A 16,519-nucleotide genomic window follows, 5' to 3' on the forward strand; every position below is an offset into this window, starting at 1 on the left:
GTCGTTTAATCAGGAGTTACCTATGAAAGCTATACGTGCCTACGCCTATGGCGGGCCCGAGCGTTTGACGCTGGAAGATATCCCTGACCCCGTCCCGGGCGAGGGCGAAGTGTTGATCGACGTCGCGGCGAGCGGCGTCAACCCGGTCGATTGGAAAATTCTGGAGGGCAGGATGAAAGCCTTCCTGCCGCTGCCACTGCCTTATACACCGGGCGTCGAAGTGTCGGGAAAGATTTCTGCGCTTGGCGCCGGGGTCAAGGACTTTGCTGTGGGAGACGAAGTCTTCGGTTTCATCGGTATCGTCGGCGGCTATGCCACCAAAGTGGTTGCCTCTGCTGACCGCCTGGCTTCAGTGCCGAAAAAGCTCTCGCTGCTTGAAGCTGCAGGGGTGCCAGCGGCCGCTTTGACGGCATGGCAGGCGTTGCACGAGCACGCCGGTGTCAAGCCGGGTCAGCGCGTGCTGATTCACGGCGCCGCGGGCGGAGTGGGCAGCATGGCGGTGCAGTTGGCCAGAATCGCCGGCGCGGAGGTAATCGGAACAGCGTCGTCCGGCAATCTCGAGTACGTCAGACAGCTGGGTGCGATGCAGGTCGTCGACTACCGGAGCGAGAGCTTCGAAGAGAGCGTGTCGGCCGTGGACATCGTCCTGGATCTGGTTGGCGGCGAAACGCAGGATCGTTCCTGGTCGTTGTTAAAAGCTGGCGGCATCCTGGTGTCGCCGGTCAGCCCGCCAGACGCCGAGCGTGCCAGGTCAAGAGGTGTGGTAGGGAAGCATTTCGCCACCCGATCCGACGGCAAGCAGTTGGCTGCGATCGCAGCACACTTTGACTCCGGCGAAATCATGGTCGACGTCGAGACGGTCTTTCCGCTGTCGCGTGCCGCCGATGCGTTGCAAAAGAACCTGACCGGTCATGCGCGCGGCAAACTCGTGCTCGACGCGGCTCGCTAATCCCGCTTGGCCGCTCTACGGAAGCACGGCTACCGTCAATTGCCCGGCGGGCCGCCGTCTATTGGCCACGGTTCATCTCGTGGGGAAAGCGCCTGAAAGCGCGGACCTTCGATGGGACTTTCGCAACCTTATGTCGCTCTCTCATCATGGACCTGCGTAGACTTCGGTATTTCACGGCGGTTGCCGAAGAGCTGCATTTCGGCCGGGCCGCACAGCGTATGCACGTCGTGCAGTCAGCGGTGAGCCATCAGGTGAAACTGCTTGAAGAAGAGCTCGGATTTTCGCTGCTGGAGCGTTCACGCCACAACGTCAGGCTCACGGTTCCCGGCGAGATATTTTTACCTGAAGCACGCGATCTGCTGCGTCGGGCCGATGAAGCGATGCGCCGCGCCCGTGAGTCGGCCGATGGTACGGTCGGGCGGCTGGCGATCGGCTTCGTTGATAACGTACTGTGGTCCATACTGCCGCCGATACTCCGAGACTTTCGCCAGCGGTGGCCACAGGTCGAATTGACGCTGCATCCGCTCGATCGAAGCGCGCAAATCGAGGCGATTCGGACGTCAGCCATCGATATAGGGATCATGCCCTCGCCGTCGCCAGGCCATGCTCTCAAGTCTGCAAAACTTGCCACGGGCCCTTTGGTGGCGGCCATCCCGCAGGGTCATCCGCTCGCCGCACGGCCGACGCTTTCAATCGTCGAACTAGCGAACGAGCCGTTTGTTCTGTTTCCCCGCAAAATGAACAGCAGGATTCTGGAAATCATCGTTGCGTGCTGCGCTTCGGCCGGGTTTGCGCCTCGAATCGTCCAGGAGGCCGAACAGCTCCACACTCTGCTCGCGCTCGTTAGCGCGGGCCTGGGCGTTACGCTGGTGCCTCAGTGGGTTGCGCGGGTCCAGCAACCCGACGTCGTCTACATCCCTCTTGACGAACTGCTCACGCCTTATGAGCTGATCGTCGCATGGAATTCCAACACGGACAATCCGGCGGTCGCGAACTTTCGTGAGATCTCAGCCGGAATCGCCGGTCAGATGCTTCTCCAACCACAGGACCGATAGATCGTATCGGCCCTTTCTCCGAGTTTTGAATGCGGGTGATTAGCTATCGAGATCGCGTAGTTATTTTTAATCGTTAGACAGCGATCACCGCAACCCCGATAGTTTGCAGCAATGCGAAACGCAAACACGGAGGCAACAAAGTTCTGAAGCCTCCCCACGATTGACGCTTCGGTTCTGGCTTGAACCATCGGCGACAAAAGATTCTAAACCCTTAGATACCGGCATCTTGCAATGTTGGGGGGAATTCTTACGCCCGAAATTGAAGAATGTGGCGATGGTGTGCCTAAGTCATCAAGCAGGAGCGTAACTGATCCAATTTTCTTTTGAGGAAAATGGATTTCTAAATTCGTAGTGGTACTAAATAAAAAAGTTGACCACAGCTTCCGCGCGACGGAGAGTTCCCGCTAAAAAAAACGAAATACACGGGGATGCAAAGAGTTTCGAAATGGCAATTCTAAACGGAGGGGACTTTTGATGAAGAGGCAGATGTTCGCCGGCCTGGTGGCCGGGACGTTTGCGGTTTGTGGGCATGCCGAATCGAGTGTAACGCTCTATGGCATTCTCGACACCGCAATCGAGTTCACCAACCATTGGCCTGTCAATCCCGGCCAGTCGGGGACGAGCGGTGATCGCTGGTCAATGGCCGATGGGGCTCGCTCGGGTGGCTCACGCTGGGGTCTGACTGGCAATGAGGACCTTGGAGGCGGTCTGAAGGCGGAATTCCAGGTGGAAAGCGGGTTTCTGGTTCCTAACGGCGCTCTGATGCAGGAATTTTTTGGCCGTAGCGCGTGGGTGGGTCTGACATCGCCGAAGGCTGGCACACTTCGCTTTGGTCGGCAATACACATCGCTCGTGGATGCGCTTTACCCGTCGTCGCCGACGGACCTCTCGGGAACTTACGAGCCGGTCGTTGCGGAAGTGGGCTCCAATCTTTGGGAGAGCAATGTCGTCAAATACAAAAACTCTTTCGGACCAGTGACGCTGACGGGGCACTACTCCTTTAGCAATCTTGCAGGGCAGTTCTCGAATGGTTCGGGTTACGGCGGTGCGGCCGCATACGATAACGGCACACTCTCCGTAAGCTTGGGATATGACAACCTTCATCGTTCTGAGGGGATTGGCAGTAACTATGCGCGGTTCGAAAAGGCGGCTATCGGTATTACCTATTCGACCGCCGCGCTGAAGTTCATGGGGGGATACCGGTACGGAAAGAACGATCCGCTCGCCGGGTACGCCGCACGCGACGATTACTTCTGGGTGGCTACGCGCTACCTGTTCGCGGTCGACAAGATACTGACCCTTGCGTACTACTACGACCGCATTCAGACGGCGACCGGAGCGAATGGCGAGGTGACGAGGCCGGCCAGCCCGCAGCAAATTATGGCCATCGGCGATTACCTGTTATCGAAGCGCACCGACTTGTACGTCGTGGTGGGTTATTCGCGTCACTCAGCGCTTAACTTCGACTCATACAACGGCACGTCTGCAGCCTACCGGACGGCGTCCGCCGACAGCAGTCAGACCGGTGTGCAGATCGGCGTGCGGCATTCGTTCTAAGGCGAAAAGACGTCAGACCGGCCGCTTGACGAATGGCGGTCTGTATCGGGAAGGCGTTGCTGTGGCGGTGCCTCCCTAATGGACGGTATCGCCATTTGACTCGCGAGTTGATGGGTGAATCCAGGCAGGTCTCAAACATCTCCAACAAAGTGAAAAGCAAAATGAGAGCAATCGTACGATTTGGATTGGTGGCCGCGTTGTCAGCTGCCATCGCACCGTTGGCGGCATTTGCACAGGACGGTAACAACGGTGCAGCGGTCGCGTCGGCGGCTGCGGGCAGCGCATCGAGCGCAAAATCGATCAGGGCCGCTAATCGCAAGCTCGCCAAAAATGTGCGAACTGCAATGGCGAAGGCAAAGGGGATCGACATGACGCAGTTGTTCGTCTACGCGAAGGCTGGCGCGATAACGTTGTCTGGTTCTGTGCCGAAGAGTGATCAGGTGGATCGCGCTGGAGAGATCGCCAGGAGCGTGCCTGGCGTCTCTTCAGTCGACAATCGGCTCAGTGTATATGCGATAGAGCGGTAATCGCAGACCGGCCGTTGCTTGGCGCGCACCTGCCTTGGCTTTAAATGTCCGTAGTCCGACTATTGCGCGTCCGCCGAAACTCCCGGCTGGCCAGATTGCGATGAGCCGCTGGTCGACGGACCATAGTTGCTGGATGTTGCTTGCACAGCGACTTTCTGCCGGGCGACCTGAGCCTCCGCAGCCTGAAGGTTCGCGGGGTAGTAAGGACCGGTGGAGGCGCCCTTAAAACCGGCGGCCTCGAGTTGACCGAGTTCTGCACGCACCTGAGCACGTGTGACAGGCGGCGAAGATTGCTGGGCGAAGGACAGAACCGGAACGGCCAGAGCGGATGCGGCGATTAGCAGATTGATGAAGGGTTTCATGGAGGCAGTCTGGATGTTTTGGTTTAGCGCTGTAGACGTCCGTGTCTGCAGTCAGTGATCGTAGTGTAATAGGGGTTACCACTACCGCGCATCATTTCTTGCCGGGAAAGATCGTTGCGGTTTCGGCGCAAATCGAACGTCCCCGATAGGCCAATCCGGATCCTCCGTGTCAAACGGATATTAAAGATAGTTCGCATTACATAATTAGGATAGGGAGTGCGAGTTCGACCCGTTTGACTGGTAATCACTTATCGAGATCAGGCGGTCGATTTTTATCGTTGGACAGTGATCACGGCCGAGTCGATAGTTAGTAACAGCACAAAATCGAGTAGGAGACGAAGATGATCGATGTACTTTCGGCGGCGGGCATAGCCGCTCACGCATATCACAAGGGCGCGTCCAAATTCGCGAGCCGCTTTGACGGGATCTTGTGCGAAGTGGATCGCCAGTCGTCGCGTGTTGTTGATCCGGCGTCAGGCGATCCCGACTATAGGAGCGCATCGGGCAGATTCGACGCTGTTGTTGCCGACAAGTTGCTTCACGCGCAAATGCCGGCGTTCGTACGTGCGATGCCGTCCAACCAGAAGGACTTCCAATGAACATCACCCCTCCGCTGGCGCCCTCAACGGTAGCGCAGTCTCATGCTGAGTCGTCGAAAAGCTATGAATGGAAGGCTGTCACGCTGATGGCTCTCGGCATGGGCCTGGTCGGCATAGATCGCTTCCTGATTGTGCCGTTGATGCCGGTACTGATGCGCGATTTGAAGCTCGACTACCAGGACCTTGGGCATATCACGGGAGCATTGGCGCTCGCATGGGGCTTGTCTGCACTGCTGACGGGCAATCTCTCGGACAGGATCGGCTTCAAGAGAGTCATCGTACCGGCCATGGTCGGATTTTCGTTGCTGGCAGGTCTCGGTGGCCTGGCGACGGGGGTCGGCAGCCTGATTGCCATCCGCGCTTTCATGGGGGTAGCCGAAGGTGCCTTCACGCCTGCTAGCATCATTGCAACGATGGATGCGTCGCCACCGAGCCGGCACGGACGCAACGTCGGGATCCAGCAAATGATGCCGGCTCTGCTCGGGCTTGGTCTCACCCCGATCGTGGTGACGCAACTGCTCAAGGTGATGAGCTGGCCTTGGATTTTCCTGCTTGTAGCATTTCCGGGTCTCGTTGTAGCGTTCCTCGCGCAACGGGTATTGCGCCGACCGTCGCCGACTGAAATTGCGAAGCACACGGCGACGCACGATACTGGCCAGCATCGCTGGTATGAGGTATTTCGCTATCGCAATGTACCGCTTGGCATCATCTGTATGCTGTGCTGGCTCGCTTGCCAGATCGTCATTGCTGCGCTGTTCCCCAATTATCTCGTGGACTATCTGCATCTCGACATGCAGCAGATGGGTTTCATTCTTTCGTCGCTAGGCTTCGGCGGGGCGATCGGCGCTCTCGTGCTGCCGGCCCTTTCGGACCGCGTCGGCCGCAAGCCCGTCATGCTGCTTTCAACGGCGGGCGTATTTCTGTCGCTGTGGATTTTCCTGCGAACGGGGGCGGCGCCGGTTCCGTTGTTCATCTGCCTGATGATCGCTATGGGTTGTCTGTACAGCCTGATCACGCTGACCGTCGGTCCGGTCGCGGCGGAAGCCGTGCCGGTCCAGTTGATGTCCACGGCATCGGGCATGATCATCGGTATTGGTGAGGTCTTTGGCGGTGGTGTGGCACCTGCGTATGCCGGTTATCTGGCCAAGCATTTCGGCATCGAGCATGCGGTGACCATGCCGCTTTGGACAATCTGCGCTGGAGCCATTGCAGTCGCAGCGTTGAAGGAAACAGCTCCTGCGCGGATTTTCAATAAACGTGGAATCGATCCGGAAGAGAACGAGGGAAATGATGCCCGCCAACTCTGAAAAGATGAGTGTGATAGCGACGCCGGAGCGCGAGGCTTTCTACGAACGGATCGGCCAGAAGAACCTCGCGCCGCTATGGACGTCGCTGAATGAATTGATTACGCCCGAACCACGGAGCAAATGCGTGCCGGCTCACTGGCGTTTCGCGGACGTCCGCGCGGCCATGATGGAGGCGGGCGACATCATCACCGCAAAAGAAGCCGAACGGCGCGTGCTCGTGCTAGAGAACCCCGGCCTGCGTGGTGAATCGAAGATCACAACCGATCTGTATGCGGGGGTGCAACTGGTCCTTCCCGGTGAGGTCGCACCCGCGCACCGTCACGCGCAGACGGCGCTTCGTTTTGTGATGGAAGGCGGTGGCGCTCACACATCGGTGAATGGCGAACGCACAATGATGAACGAAGGGGATTTCATCATCACGCCGCCGATGGCGTGGCACGATCATGGCAATGAAAGCGACAGCCCGATTTTCTGGCTGGATGGTCTGGACATACCGGTGGTGAAGTTTGTGAACGCGTCGTTTGCCGAGCATCTCGGGGAGGACGAGCAACCAATTACGCGCCCCGTCGGCGACAGTGACGTCCGCTATGGGGCCAATCTGCTTCCGGTAGACCATCGTCCTGGCGGTGGAACCTCGCCGATCTTCAACTATCCTTATACACGGACACGCGAAGCGCTTGAGCGGATGCGCCGCGCGAACGCGTGGGATCCCTGTCATGGGTTGAAGATGAGATACGTCAACCCAAACAACGGAAAGTATGCGATGGCGACGATGGCTACCTTCATGCAGTTGCTGCCCAAAGGGTTTTCGACGGAGGCGTACCGTTCAACTGATGCGACAGTCTTTGTGCCTATCGAAGGGCGAGGCCGCAGTCGGATTGGAAACGACATCTCCGTGGAGTGGAGCAAGCGGGATATCTTTGTCGTCCCGTCCTGGCATCACGTGCGGCACGAAGCAGGCGAGGACAGCGTCTTGTTCTCTTTTTCCGACCGGCCCATACAGGAGGCGCTTTATCTGTTCAGAGAGGAAAGGGGCGCAGCCTGAATCGCCTCAGGCGAGAGTGCGTCGCGACGCGACAATGCCAGGTGTTTGTTAGCGATGCAGCTAGACCCGCCCTGCTAAAGATCGGCTGCGGATAGCTCTACCCGCTCCCCAGTCGCCGGCAACGTTTTTTGCTGGACTGCCTGCAATATTCGCAGTCTGCCGAGTTCGAAAGCGAGCGTCAGTTGCCTCGGAGTCTCGCTCGCAGCTCCGAGCTTTTCACGAACCGTTTCGGCAGGCAAGGCAAAGGCACAATATCCCCAGCCGAAGCCATAGGCGGAAAACCACATAGCCGCGTCGCGGGAAATGATAGGTGAGGTTAGGGCGGTACCGGGATGGTCCATGACAATATCCGTCATTTCGACAAGCGGAGCCTTATTCTCGCATGGCGTCGGTTTGTCGGTACGAAACCGCTTGAGACGCCGGGTCGCCAGCCGGTGGCTGCTCGGCGATGATTCGGCGTGGCCGCCAGCCGTCCTCCCTAAGCCTCCATGAATCGCGTGCTGATACATACCTTCGATATAAATGTCCATGCGTCTCGAGAACAAATAGACGGCTTGCACGTTGACCTGATTCCATTTCGGATCGGTGCCGTACGCGGTGTTCTTGCCATTACCGACGTGACCGTCGGTAATGGCGTCGCATGTGCGCGGTTTTGCAACAAAAGCTTTCCGCCGGCGAAATCGATATTGCCCTCGTCAAACGCGAGCCTGACAGTGGCGACTGCTTCGCATCGTGGCCGGAGACACTCGTGTGGGTGCGCGGTCGCGACGCTGATTGCAGAAACTGGATTCGGAGGAGCCTTTTGCGCCGGCGCTTTTCCCAGAAGGATGCATCTACCGGAAGCGCGCGATTCGCAGCTTCGACAAGGCAAAGCGCGCGTGGCGAGTCGCGTTCGGCAGTCAAAGGCTCACTGCGATTCAGGCTGCCGTTGCCGGAGGTTTGGCGATCTCGGTGTCACCCAAGTCGGCGGTTTTACCCGAGCATCGAATATGCTCTGATATGCCGTCAGTGCCACCAACAGAACTTGCGCTGGTCGGCGCAGGCGACGTGCTCGACACTGTACAGCAGGATCTGGTCGACTTTTTGATGAAGAAGGTTAGACGGGCATAACCTTGCTTACGATTGCGATCCGGCGCAAAGCGAGTCGTGGATACGTGCAGTGTTGAAATGTGCCAACCATACTCTTGCACCGGAGGTTGGGCAGGCGACACCGGACATACAGGAGGCCGGAACATATCAAAGCCGGAGTCATATGTCCGGTGCCCACCGCGAACCCTCTACAGATCTGTCGGCTGATTTCCCGTCGACGGGCGCATCCCGCTACTTTACCTGGCGTGCCGCCGAAATAATTGCAGCAGCGACCTCTTGAGGTTTCGACAGCATCGGTACGTGACTCGCATCGACATCGACGGCAGTCGCACCGATTTGTTTCGCCAATTTCATCTGGAAGTCGGTAGGGACTATACGGTCCTTCATCGAGACAACATACCAGGACGGCTTGTCATGCCACGCGGCGTGACCAATCTTTTCGGCGAGACAGCCCGAATACCACGGCCCCTGTGTCGCAGCGAGTAGAAGCGCTTGCGCGTGGGAGACATCGGGCGCGAAGTCTTCGACCATCGCCTTATCGGACAGCGTCAGGAAACCGGCAGCGTCCTGGTGCAGCTCGGCCGCCCACGAAGGCGCCGGCAGCCCTTTCTGAATGTCGTTGGCGGATTGTTCGCTGTCGGGTGCAAACGCTGCAACGTACACGAGCGCTTTGACCTTGTCGTTGTTACCCGCCTGCGTGATGACGGAGCCGGCCCACGAGTGGCCAACCAGCACCACCGGACCGTTTTGCCGGTCTATCGCGCGAGTCGTTGCCGAAACGTCATCGCCCAGTGATGTCAGTGGGTTTTGCACGGACGTCACGTGGAGGCCTTTTGCTTCGAGGAGAGGAATGACTTTATTCCAGCTCGAGCCATCCGCGAAAGCGCCGTGTACCAGGACAACGTTCTTGCCTGCAAGATCAGGATCGGACGCGGCCTGCGCAGTGGCGGCGGATATCAGACCAGCGGCGACGACGAGTAACGACAACCCTTGCTTGATCAGCGTATTCAAAATGGTGCCTCGTTAAAAAGTAAGAATGTAGGCGGCGTTACGTGGTCGAGAGTCACCTTTCTTCAGGCGAGGTGATGCGCCACATGCGCCGCGCAATATTTCATTTGCCGACTGAAACGGAAGCCGCCCGCGCAAGCGCCATTGCCTGCTCGCGTGCAGCCTGTCTTGCCGCGTAATCGACTTCAGGACCAAGGAGTGTTTTCTCGACCACAATCGATTTAACGTCGCTCACGCCGACGGATCGCAGCCACGCTTCCATGAACGGCCGCTGAAAATCGAACGAATGAGCGGGTGTGCTCGAGCCCACTGAATAGTCGAGGCCCCTCGCATAAATGACCACCGCCTTCTTGTCTTTCAGCAAGCCCTGTAGCCCACGCTCATCGAACGAGAACAGGATGCCGCGCTGCGACACGACGTCGATGAAATGCTTGAGCTTGTAGGGAATGGAAAAATTCCATAGCGGCACGGAGAACAGCAACGTATCCGCGTCGTGCAATCGCTGCGCGAGTTCTCGGATGTTCGTCCACGCCTGCTGCTGGTCTTCGCTGAGCGGTGTGCCGCTCAGGTCCGCATATTTGGCATCGAGCGCGTCGCCGTCGAACTCCGGCATCTCCACCGACCACAGATCCAGCACGTCGATCCGATGACCCGGATGAGCGTCGCGATAAGCATCCAGATACGCGCGTGCGACGTCGAGGGAGGCAGACCGCTTCTTACGTGGCGACGATTCGATATGCAGCAAGGTAGGCATGGGACTACTCCATGTGGGTTGGGAGTCGCCATCACAACATATTTCGATTCAAAATATAAACGAAGTATCATCGCCATATTCAGTTTGGTTTGCACTATATAAGCGAGGACCCCCATGTTCGATACCGTCCTGCTGCGATCCTTCGTGGCCGTGGTCCAGGAGGGCGGCTTCACGCTCGCCGCTGCCCGTCTCAATCTGACGCAGTCTGCCGTCAGCGCGCATCTGCGGCGTCTGGAAAAACAGACCGGCCGCGATCTGCTCGCGCGTACCACGCGCTCGGTCACGCTCACGGCCGACGGCGAACTGCTGCTGGGTTACGCGCGGGCGATCCTGGCACTCAACCATGATGCGCAGGCGCAGCTTTCGCGCGCACCGAGCGAGGGCGCGATCCGTGTCGGCCTTTCCGAAGACCTCGCCAACGTCAGGTTGATGAATGTCATGCAGACGTTCGCGGTGCGCTACCCGCGCATTGCGTTCAGCGTCAGGGTTGGCATTCCTGGCGAACTGCTGCACGCAATGGATCAGGCCGAACTGGACTTGGTGATTGGCGGTCGCTGCGAGGGTGCCCGTTCTGGACGCGTGCTCTGGCGCGAGCCACTCGTGTGGGCCGGTGCGGAATGGGCGTCGCTTACGCCTGGCGCTCCGGTGCCGCTTGCGGTGCTGCCAGAACCGTGTCCGTATCGGGAGGCTGCACTGGCCGCGCTCGCCCGCGCGGGCATCGACTACCGGATTGCGCTGGTGTGTTCGAGCGGCGCCGGTCTATGTGCCGCGGCGCAGGCCGGCTTTGCGGTGACGCCGGTCGTGCAGACGCAACTCGTACACGGCTTGCACGTAGTCCCGCCTGATGCAGGCTTGCCTTCACTGCCTGATGTCGAGTTCACGATTTTCACTGCGGCGGGTGCAGCCGCGCCCCTCGCCGACGAATTGGGAAACGCCATCGCGCTGGCATTCGCGAATAAGGGATGACGCGTAGCGAGCGCCAGGTGATCTGTCAAAGACCGAGAATCGAAACTTCCTCGGTCCACGCTAACCCATGAATCATGCGGCCGCGACCGGATTTGTTCCGCGCACGAAAAATAGTTTGTCCATGGCGGGTATTTGCTCGAAGCATAAATACACCTAGATTAGGCACGCATCGGAGCCGCCGGCCCGGTGGGCAAGAGAGCCCAATCCAAACTTCGAGGTTTGAATGAGCGCATCGCAAAAGGTCGTAGTCGTGACGGGTGCATCGCAAGGTATTGGTGCAGAGACCGTCAAAGCATTCCGCAAGCTGGACTATCGCATCGTCGCAACGGCACGCAGCATCAAGCCGTCGGACGACCCCGGCATTCTGACCGTGGCGGGTGACATCGCTGACCCGGCGACGGCGCATCGCGTCATTACGGAAGGTGTGGCGCGCTTCGGCCGCATCGACACGCTGATCAACAACGCCGGTATCTTCATCGCAAAGCCGTTCACGGGTTATACCGCTGAAGACTACGCTGCGATGACGGGTGTGAATCTGAACGGTTTCTTTTACATCACGCAGTTGGCGATCGCTGAAATGGAGAAGAACAAAAGCGGCCATGTGGTCAGCATCACGACCAGTCTCGTCGATCATGCCATCAACGGTGTGCCGTCGGTGCTGGCATCGCTGACGAAAGGCGGTCTGAACGCGGCCACGAAGTCGCTTGCAATCGAATACGCGAAGCGCGGCATCCGCGCGAACGCGGTTGCACCCGGCATTATGAAGTCGCCGATGCATGCGCCCGAAACGCACGCGGCACTCGGCGCACTCCACCCGGTGGGCCACATGGGCGAGATGAGCGATATCGTGAACGCGATCCTGTATCTGGATGCGGCGCCGTTCGTGACGGGCGAAATCCTGCACGTGGACGGCGGTCAGAGCGCTGGTCACTGAAGCATCGTCGGGCGCTACAGGTTGCGCCCGTTAACTGACTTATCGATAAGGAGTTGGCAATGTCGATCGAAAATGTTCTCTACCGTGCTCACGCAGAGGCTACTGGAGGCCGCGAAGGGCGCGCCGTGGCGCCTGAAAGTGGACTGGACCTGAAGCTGACGAGGCCGAAGGGGTTGGGCGGAAAGGGCGAGAAGGGCACAAACCCCGAAGAGCTTTTTGCGGCCGGTTATAGCGCATGCTTTATCGGTGCGATGCAATTCGTTGCTGCGCGCGACAAAATTGCTATCCCTACTGATGTGTCGGTGAACGGAATAGTGGGCATCGGACCGATCCCCAATGGCTTCGGCATCGAAGTCGAGTTGAAGATATCGTTACCGGGCATGGCACGAGAAGCGGCTCAGGACTTCATCAACAGGGCCCATATTGTGTGCCCTTATTCGAACGCAACGCGGAACAACATAGACGTGACGCTTACGCTCGTCTAAGCCGCAATTGTGTTCGATGATCTTCGGAACGCCCTGGCGATTGACGGCCTGCAGGACCGTTGATTCCGATGTACCTCGCGCCGGGCAGTCTTGAGTCGAGGTGCGACGTCTTTAGAGAGAAAAGCCGGGTGCGGTTGCCCAGCGTATCGCAACGCGCGCCATTGCCTTGCATTTCGTAGACGAGCGGTCTAATATCAGTGGGATGGATACGCATACCGCACCGCGCCGCAGAGGGCGCCCGCCGAAAGAACTCGCAGGCTATAGCGAAACCCGAGAGCTTCTCGTGCGCGCTGGGGTCGTTGCGCTCACGGAAAAAGGCTTCTCTGCAACCGGACTCGACGAAATCTTGCGCAGCGTGAACGTGCCAAAGGGATCGTTCTATCACTACTTCGGGAGCAAGGAAGCGTTCGGCCTCGAATTGATCGACCGCTACGCGATGTATTTCGCGAGAAAGCTCGATCAGTTCCTCGCGGACGAATCTATATCGCCCCTGAAGCGCTTGCAGGATTTCGTCTCGGACGCAGAGGCAGGGATGGGGCGTTACGGCTTTCGGCGTGGGTGTCTCGTGGGCAATCTCGGACAAGAAATGGCCGTACTCCCGGAAGCTCATCGTGTACGGCTGCGCGAGGTTTTTGCCGATTGGGAAGCCCGCACAACGAAGTGCCTGATGGAAGCGCAGGCTGCGGGTGAGATTGCGGAAGGGGCCGATTGCTCGCAACTTGCCGCATTTTTTTGGATAGGCTGGGAGGGCGCGGTGTTGAGGGCGAAGCTCGAAGGCGGGCCTGAAGCGTTGCGTACTTTTGCGAACGTTTTTTTCGCTGCGCTCGGTTAGGCGGCTTTTTTTCTGTTTTTATAGACGATCGGTCTAATTTAGATGGGCAGCGCTGGAAGCCGCTCGTGTGGACAAATAGGATGCACATGCAAAGTACGACATTTGACTTTATTGTGATTGGCGCCGGCTCCGCGGGCAGCCTGCTCGCGAATCGTCTGAGCGCCGACAAAACCAGAAATGTCCTTCTGGTCGAGGCGGGCGGCACCGATGACTACATGTGGATCCATATCCCTGTCGGCTATCTATATTGCGTCGACAATCCGCGCACGGACTGGCAATTCCGCACTGAGCCGGACAAAGGCCTCAACGGCCGGCAGATTCTTTATCCACGTGGCAAAACGTTGGGTGGTTGCTCCAGTATCAACGGGATGATCTACATGCGTGGCCAGGCTCGCGATTACGATCATTGGGCGGACCTGACGGGCGATCCGGAATGGAATTGGAGCAGCTCATTGAAGGACTTCAAGGCTCACGAAGACTTCTACAAACTCGATCCGAAGCAACGTGACCTGCTGAACAGCCGTGTCGACGCGATCGCAAAGGCTCACGGAAGCGGTGGCGAGTGGCGTGTCGAAAAGCAGCGTCTTAAGTGGGAAATCCTCGATGCGTTCGCCAAAGCGGCGGAGCAGGCGGGCATTCCTATCATCGACGATTTCAACACTGGTGATAATTTCGGCGTCAGCTACTTCGACGTCACGCAGAAAGACGGCTGGCGCTGGAATACCTCGAAGGCGTTCCTGCGTCCGATCAAACACCGGCCGAATCTCACGACGTGGACCAACTCCCATGTGAAGAAGCTCAGGATCGACCGTGACAAACACGGTGTGCTGCGTTGCACCGGTGTGGAACTTGTTCGCGATGGCGAACTCGTGTCGGTGAGCGCCGCGCGCGAAGTGGTGCTCAGCGCTGGTGCGATCGGTTCGCCGCATATTCTGCAGCACTCGGGCATTGGGCCGGCGTCTCTGTTGAAAAAACACGGCATCGATATTGTCCAGCACACACCGGGCGTCGGTGCGAACTTGCAGGATCACCTTCAGATTCGCGCGGTCTACCAGGTTGAAAACTGCGAGACGCTGAACGTTCTTGCGTCGAGCATGGTCGGCAAGGCGAAGATCGGCCTCGAATATGCGCTGCGCCGCTCGGGTCCGATGAGCATGGCGCCCTCTCAGCTCGGGGCCTTTACCCGGAGCGATCCGTCAAGGGAGCACGCCAACATCGAGTATCACGTGCAGCCGCTGAGTCTCGACGCTTTCGGGCAGCCGCTGCACACATTCCCGGCGTTCACCGCCAGTGTGGCCAATGTGAACCCCACAAGCCGGGGCACGGTGCATATCAGGAGCGGTAACTTCGAGGATGCGCCGGCCATTGCGCCGAATTACCTCAGCACGGAAGACGATCGCAAAGTCGCCGTCGACAGCCTCCGCTTGACGCGACGCATCGCGAGCCAGGCGGCCCTCGCGGAATACAGGCCGCAAGAGTACAAGCCGGGTCCGCAGTACGAATCGGATGCTGAACTCACGAAACTGGCCGGTGACATCGCCACCACGATCTTCCACCCCGTGGGTACTGTGCAGATGGGCACGTTCGCGGATCCGAATGTTGTCGTCGACAGCCATCTTCGCGTGCGCGGCGTTGCGGGACTTCGGGTGGTGGACGCGAGCGTGATGCCGACGATCACCAGCGGCAATACGAGCGCTCCTACGATGATGATCGCAGAGAAAGCTTCGCGCTGGATTCAGCAAGGCGTTTGACTCTATTCAACCAGGAATTGGCTATGACTGAGAACAAAACCGGGGTGAAGAAGCGCTTACCCCTCGAAGGAATCACGGTGATCGATTTCTCGCGTGTGCTGTCAGGACCGTACTGCGCGATGACGCTTGCTGACCTCGGAGCACGCGTCATCAAAATAGAGCGTGTGGGCACGGGAGACGATACTCGGGCGTTCGGTCCGTTCGTCGACGACGAATCGGCGTACTTCATGTGCTTCAACCGCGGAAAGGAGAGCATTGCGCTCGACTTCAAGTCTCCGCGTGACCGCGAACTGCTCGGCCGATTGCTGGACAAGGCTGACGTGGTGGTCGAAAACTTCCGGCCCGGGGTGATGGATCGGCTCGGCTACGGCGCAGAGCAATTGGCGAGGACGCATCCGCACATCGTCTACGCATCGATTTCGGGCTTTGGCCACACCGGCCCGTTCAAGGATCTGCCCGGTTACGACACCGTCGTGCAGGCCATGGGCGGAGTCATGAGTCTGACGGGGTGGCCCGACAGTCAGCCCGCACGGGTTGGCACAGCCTTCGGGGACCTCGGTGCAGCACTATTCGCCGTGATAGGCATCCTGGCGGGGCTCTACAAGCGCTCCAGAGATGCACAAGGCACGCACGTGGACATCGCGATGCTGGATTGCCAGGCCGCGTTGATGGAAACGGCGTTTGCCCGGTTCGATGTCGAAAAGAAGGTGCCTACGAGGACTGGCGACGCCCACCCGTCACTCGCACCGTTCGAAAGCTTTGCTGCCCAGGATGGGCGATTCATCATCGCCGCAGGCAACGATCAGCTTTTTCTTTTGATGGCAGACGCCCTGGGCGTGCCGGAAGTGGCCTTCGCCCCGTTGTTCCTGACGAACGATCTCCGCGTGCAAAACCGGCCCGCCATGATCGAGGCCATTGAGCGGGTAACCCGCTCCGCACCGGTCAGTGTCTGGCTCGACAAGCTGAACGAGGCCGGCGTGCCCTGTGCTCCGATCAACACGATCGACAAGGTCTTCGATCATCCGCAACTTCAGGCGCGCAATATGTTCATCCACGTCCAGGGTAAGTCCGAGCGGAAAGTGAAAACCGCCGGCAATCCGATCAAGATGAATACCTCACCCGACGAGGACGTCACGGTGGTCAGGAGAGCGCCGGCAGTTGACGAGCATCGCGAAGCGATTCTGGCTGAACTGATGGCTTCGTCGGGCGCCTACGCGTCGCAGGCTGAATCCGAATCAGGCGTCGATGAAATGAAGCGCTCCACGAGCCTTGCTGCATGACGCCGCAATTTTGAACTGA

17 protein-coding genes and 1 pseudogene are annotated in these 16,519 nt (G+C 58.7%); 14 read left to right on the forward strand and 4 right to left on the reverse strand.

Features of this window, described 5'->3' with window-relative positions; all coding sequences use genetic code 11:
* Positions 1–22 precede the first annotated feature (22 nt).
* The 4 genes from P0D96_RS00180 (at position 23) to P0D96_RS00195 (ending at position 4,088) form a co-directional block, all read left to right on the forward strand.
* Positions 23–949: an NADP-dependent oxidoreductase gene (locus P0D96_RS00180; RefSeq protein ID WP_408310649.1), complete on the forward strand. Its 927-nt coding sequence runs from the start codon at positions 23–25 to the stop codon at positions 947–949.
* Between the two features lie 146 nt (positions 950–1,095).
* Positions 1,096–2,004 carry a LysR family transcriptional regulator gene (locus tag P0D96_RS00185; protein WP_408282574.1) on the forward strand — a complete coding sequence of 303 codons (909 nt, stop codon included), beginning with the start codon at positions 1,096–1,098 and terminating at the stop codon, positions 2,002–2,004.
* A gap of 474 nt (positions 2,005–2,478) precedes the next feature.
* On the forward strand, positions 2,479–3,561 hold the full coding sequence (locus tag P0D96_RS00190) for a porin (RefSeq protein WP_408282571.1): 1,083 nt from the start codon (positions 2,479–2,481) through the stop codon (positions 3,559–3,561).
* A 110-nt stretch (positions 3,562–3,671) separates the two neighbouring features.
* Positions 3,672–4,088 (forward strand): BON domain-containing protein, encoded by a 417-nt coding sequence (locus P0D96_RS00195; protein WP_408282568.1) that lies wholly within the window; start codon positions 3,672–3,674, stop codon positions 4,086–4,088.
* A 59-nt stretch (positions 4,089–4,147) separates the two neighbouring features.
* On the opposite strand, the gene P0D96_RS00200 is transcribed toward P0D96_RS00195, so the two are convergent.
* Positions 4,148–4,450 (reverse strand): DUF4148 domain-containing protein, encoded by a 303-nt coding sequence (locus P0D96_RS00200; protein ID WP_408282566.1) that lies wholly within the window; start codon positions 4,448–4,450, stop codon positions 4,148–4,150.
* Between the two features lie 341 nt (positions 4,451–4,791).
* Here P0D96_RS00200 and P0D96_RS00205 point away from each other — a divergent pair, with 341 nt between their 5' ends.
* The 3 genes from P0D96_RS00205 to gtdA all read left to right on the forward strand — a co-directional run bounded on the left by P0D96_RS00205 (position 4,792) and on the right by gtdA (position 7,401).
* Positions 4,792–5,049 carry a hypothetical protein gene (locus P0D96_RS00205; RefSeq protein WP_408282563.1) on the forward strand — a complete coding sequence of 86 codons (258 nt, stop codon included), beginning with the start codon at positions 4,792–4,794 and terminating at the stop codon, positions 5,047–5,049.
* 86 nt (positions 5,050–5,135) lie between these two features.
* Entirely contained in the window at positions 5,136–6,356 is a 1,221-nt protein-coding gene (locus P0D96_RS00210) for an MFS transporter (RefSeq protein WP_408310652.1), read from the forward strand.
* Positions 6,337–7,401, forward strand: a complete 1,065-nt coding sequence (gene gtdA / locus P0D96_RS00215; RefSeq protein ID WP_408282557.1) for a gentisate 1,2-dioxygenase — start codon at positions 6,337–6,339, stop codon at positions 7,399–7,401. Before P0D96_RS00210 ends, gtdA begins: the two co-directional genes overlap by 20 nt.
* 74 nt (positions 7,402–7,475) lie before the next feature.
* Here the strand turns inward: gtdA and P0D96_RS00220 are convergent, their stop codons facing one another.
* Complete coding sequence (locus P0D96_RS00220) at positions 7,476–7,931, reverse strand: hypothetical protein (protein WP_408310654.1); 456 nt, start codon at positions 7,929–7,931, stop codon at positions 7,476–7,478.
* A gap of 110 nt (positions 7,932–8,041) precedes the next feature.
* On the opposite strand from P0D96_RS00220, the pseudogene P0D96_RS00225 reads away from it, so the two are divergent.
* Positions 8,042–8,511 (forward strand): annotated as a pseudogene (locus tag P0D96_RS00225) (LysR substrate-binding domain-containing protein); the annotation flags it as partial.
* Between the two features lie 210 nt (positions 8,512–8,721).
* Here the strand turns inward: P0D96_RS00225 and P0D96_RS00230 are convergent.
* Entirely contained in the window at positions 8,722–9,501 is a 780-nt protein-coding gene (locus P0D96_RS00230) for an alpha/beta fold hydrolase (protein WP_408282548.1), read from the reverse strand.
* A 100-nt stretch (positions 9,502–9,601) separates the two neighbouring features.
* Positions 9,602–10,252: an FMN-dependent NADH-azoreductase gene (locus P0D96_RS00235; RefSeq protein WP_408282545.1), complete on the reverse strand. Its 651-nt coding sequence runs from the start codon at positions 10,250–10,252 to the stop codon at positions 9,602–9,604.
* A 114-nt stretch (positions 10,253–10,366) separates the two neighbouring features.
* Here P0D96_RS00235 and P0D96_RS00240 point away from each other — a divergent pair, with 114 nt between their 5' ends.
* The 6 genes from P0D96_RS00240 (at position 10,367) to P0D96_RS00265 (ending at position 16,500) form a co-directional block, all read left to right on the forward strand.
* Positions 10,367–11,218 (forward strand): LysR substrate-binding domain-containing protein, encoded by an 852-nt coding sequence (locus P0D96_RS00240; protein ID WP_408282542.1) that lies wholly within the window; start codon positions 10,367–10,369, stop codon positions 11,216–11,218.
* Positions 11,219–11,441: 223 nt separating this feature from the next.
* Complete coding sequence (locus tag P0D96_RS00245; protein ID WP_408282539.1) at positions 11,442–12,152, forward strand: SDR family NAD(P)-dependent oxidoreductase; 711 nt, start codon at positions 11,442–11,444, stop codon at positions 12,150–12,152.
* Between the two features lie 59 nt (positions 12,153–12,211).
* Positions 12,212–12,637 (forward strand): organic hydroperoxide resistance protein, encoded by a 426-nt coding sequence (locus P0D96_RS00250; protein WP_408282535.1) that lies wholly within the window; start codon positions 12,212–12,214, stop codon positions 12,635–12,637.
* A gap of 202 nt (positions 12,638–12,839) precedes the next feature.
* Positions 12,840–13,469 carry an acrylate utilization transcriptional regulator AcuR gene (gene acuR, locus P0D96_RS00255; protein WP_408282532.1) on the forward strand — a complete coding sequence of 210 codons (630 nt, stop codon included), beginning with the start codon at positions 12,840–12,842 and terminating at the stop codon, positions 13,467–13,469.
* An 86-nt stretch (positions 13,470–13,555) separates the two neighbouring features.
* Positions 13,556–15,220, forward strand: coding sequence for a GMC family oxidoreductase (locus P0D96_RS00260; protein WP_408310657.1), 1,665 nt, complete (start codon positions 13,556–13,558; stop codon positions 15,218–15,220).
* 23 nt (positions 15,221–15,243) lie between these two features.
* A complete protein-coding gene (locus tag P0D96_RS00265; RefSeq protein WP_408176013.1) occupies positions 15,244–16,500 on the forward strand; it encodes a CaiB/BaiF CoA transferase family protein in 1,257 nt (418 codons plus the stop codon).
* Positions 16,501–16,519: the final 19 nt, after the last annotated feature.

Origin of the sequence: Paraburkholderia sp. RL17-347-BIC-D, assembly GCF_046027915.1 — a bacterium.
GTDB lineage: Bacteria > Pseudomonadota > Gammaproteobacteria > Burkholderiales > Burkholderiaceae > Paraburkholderia.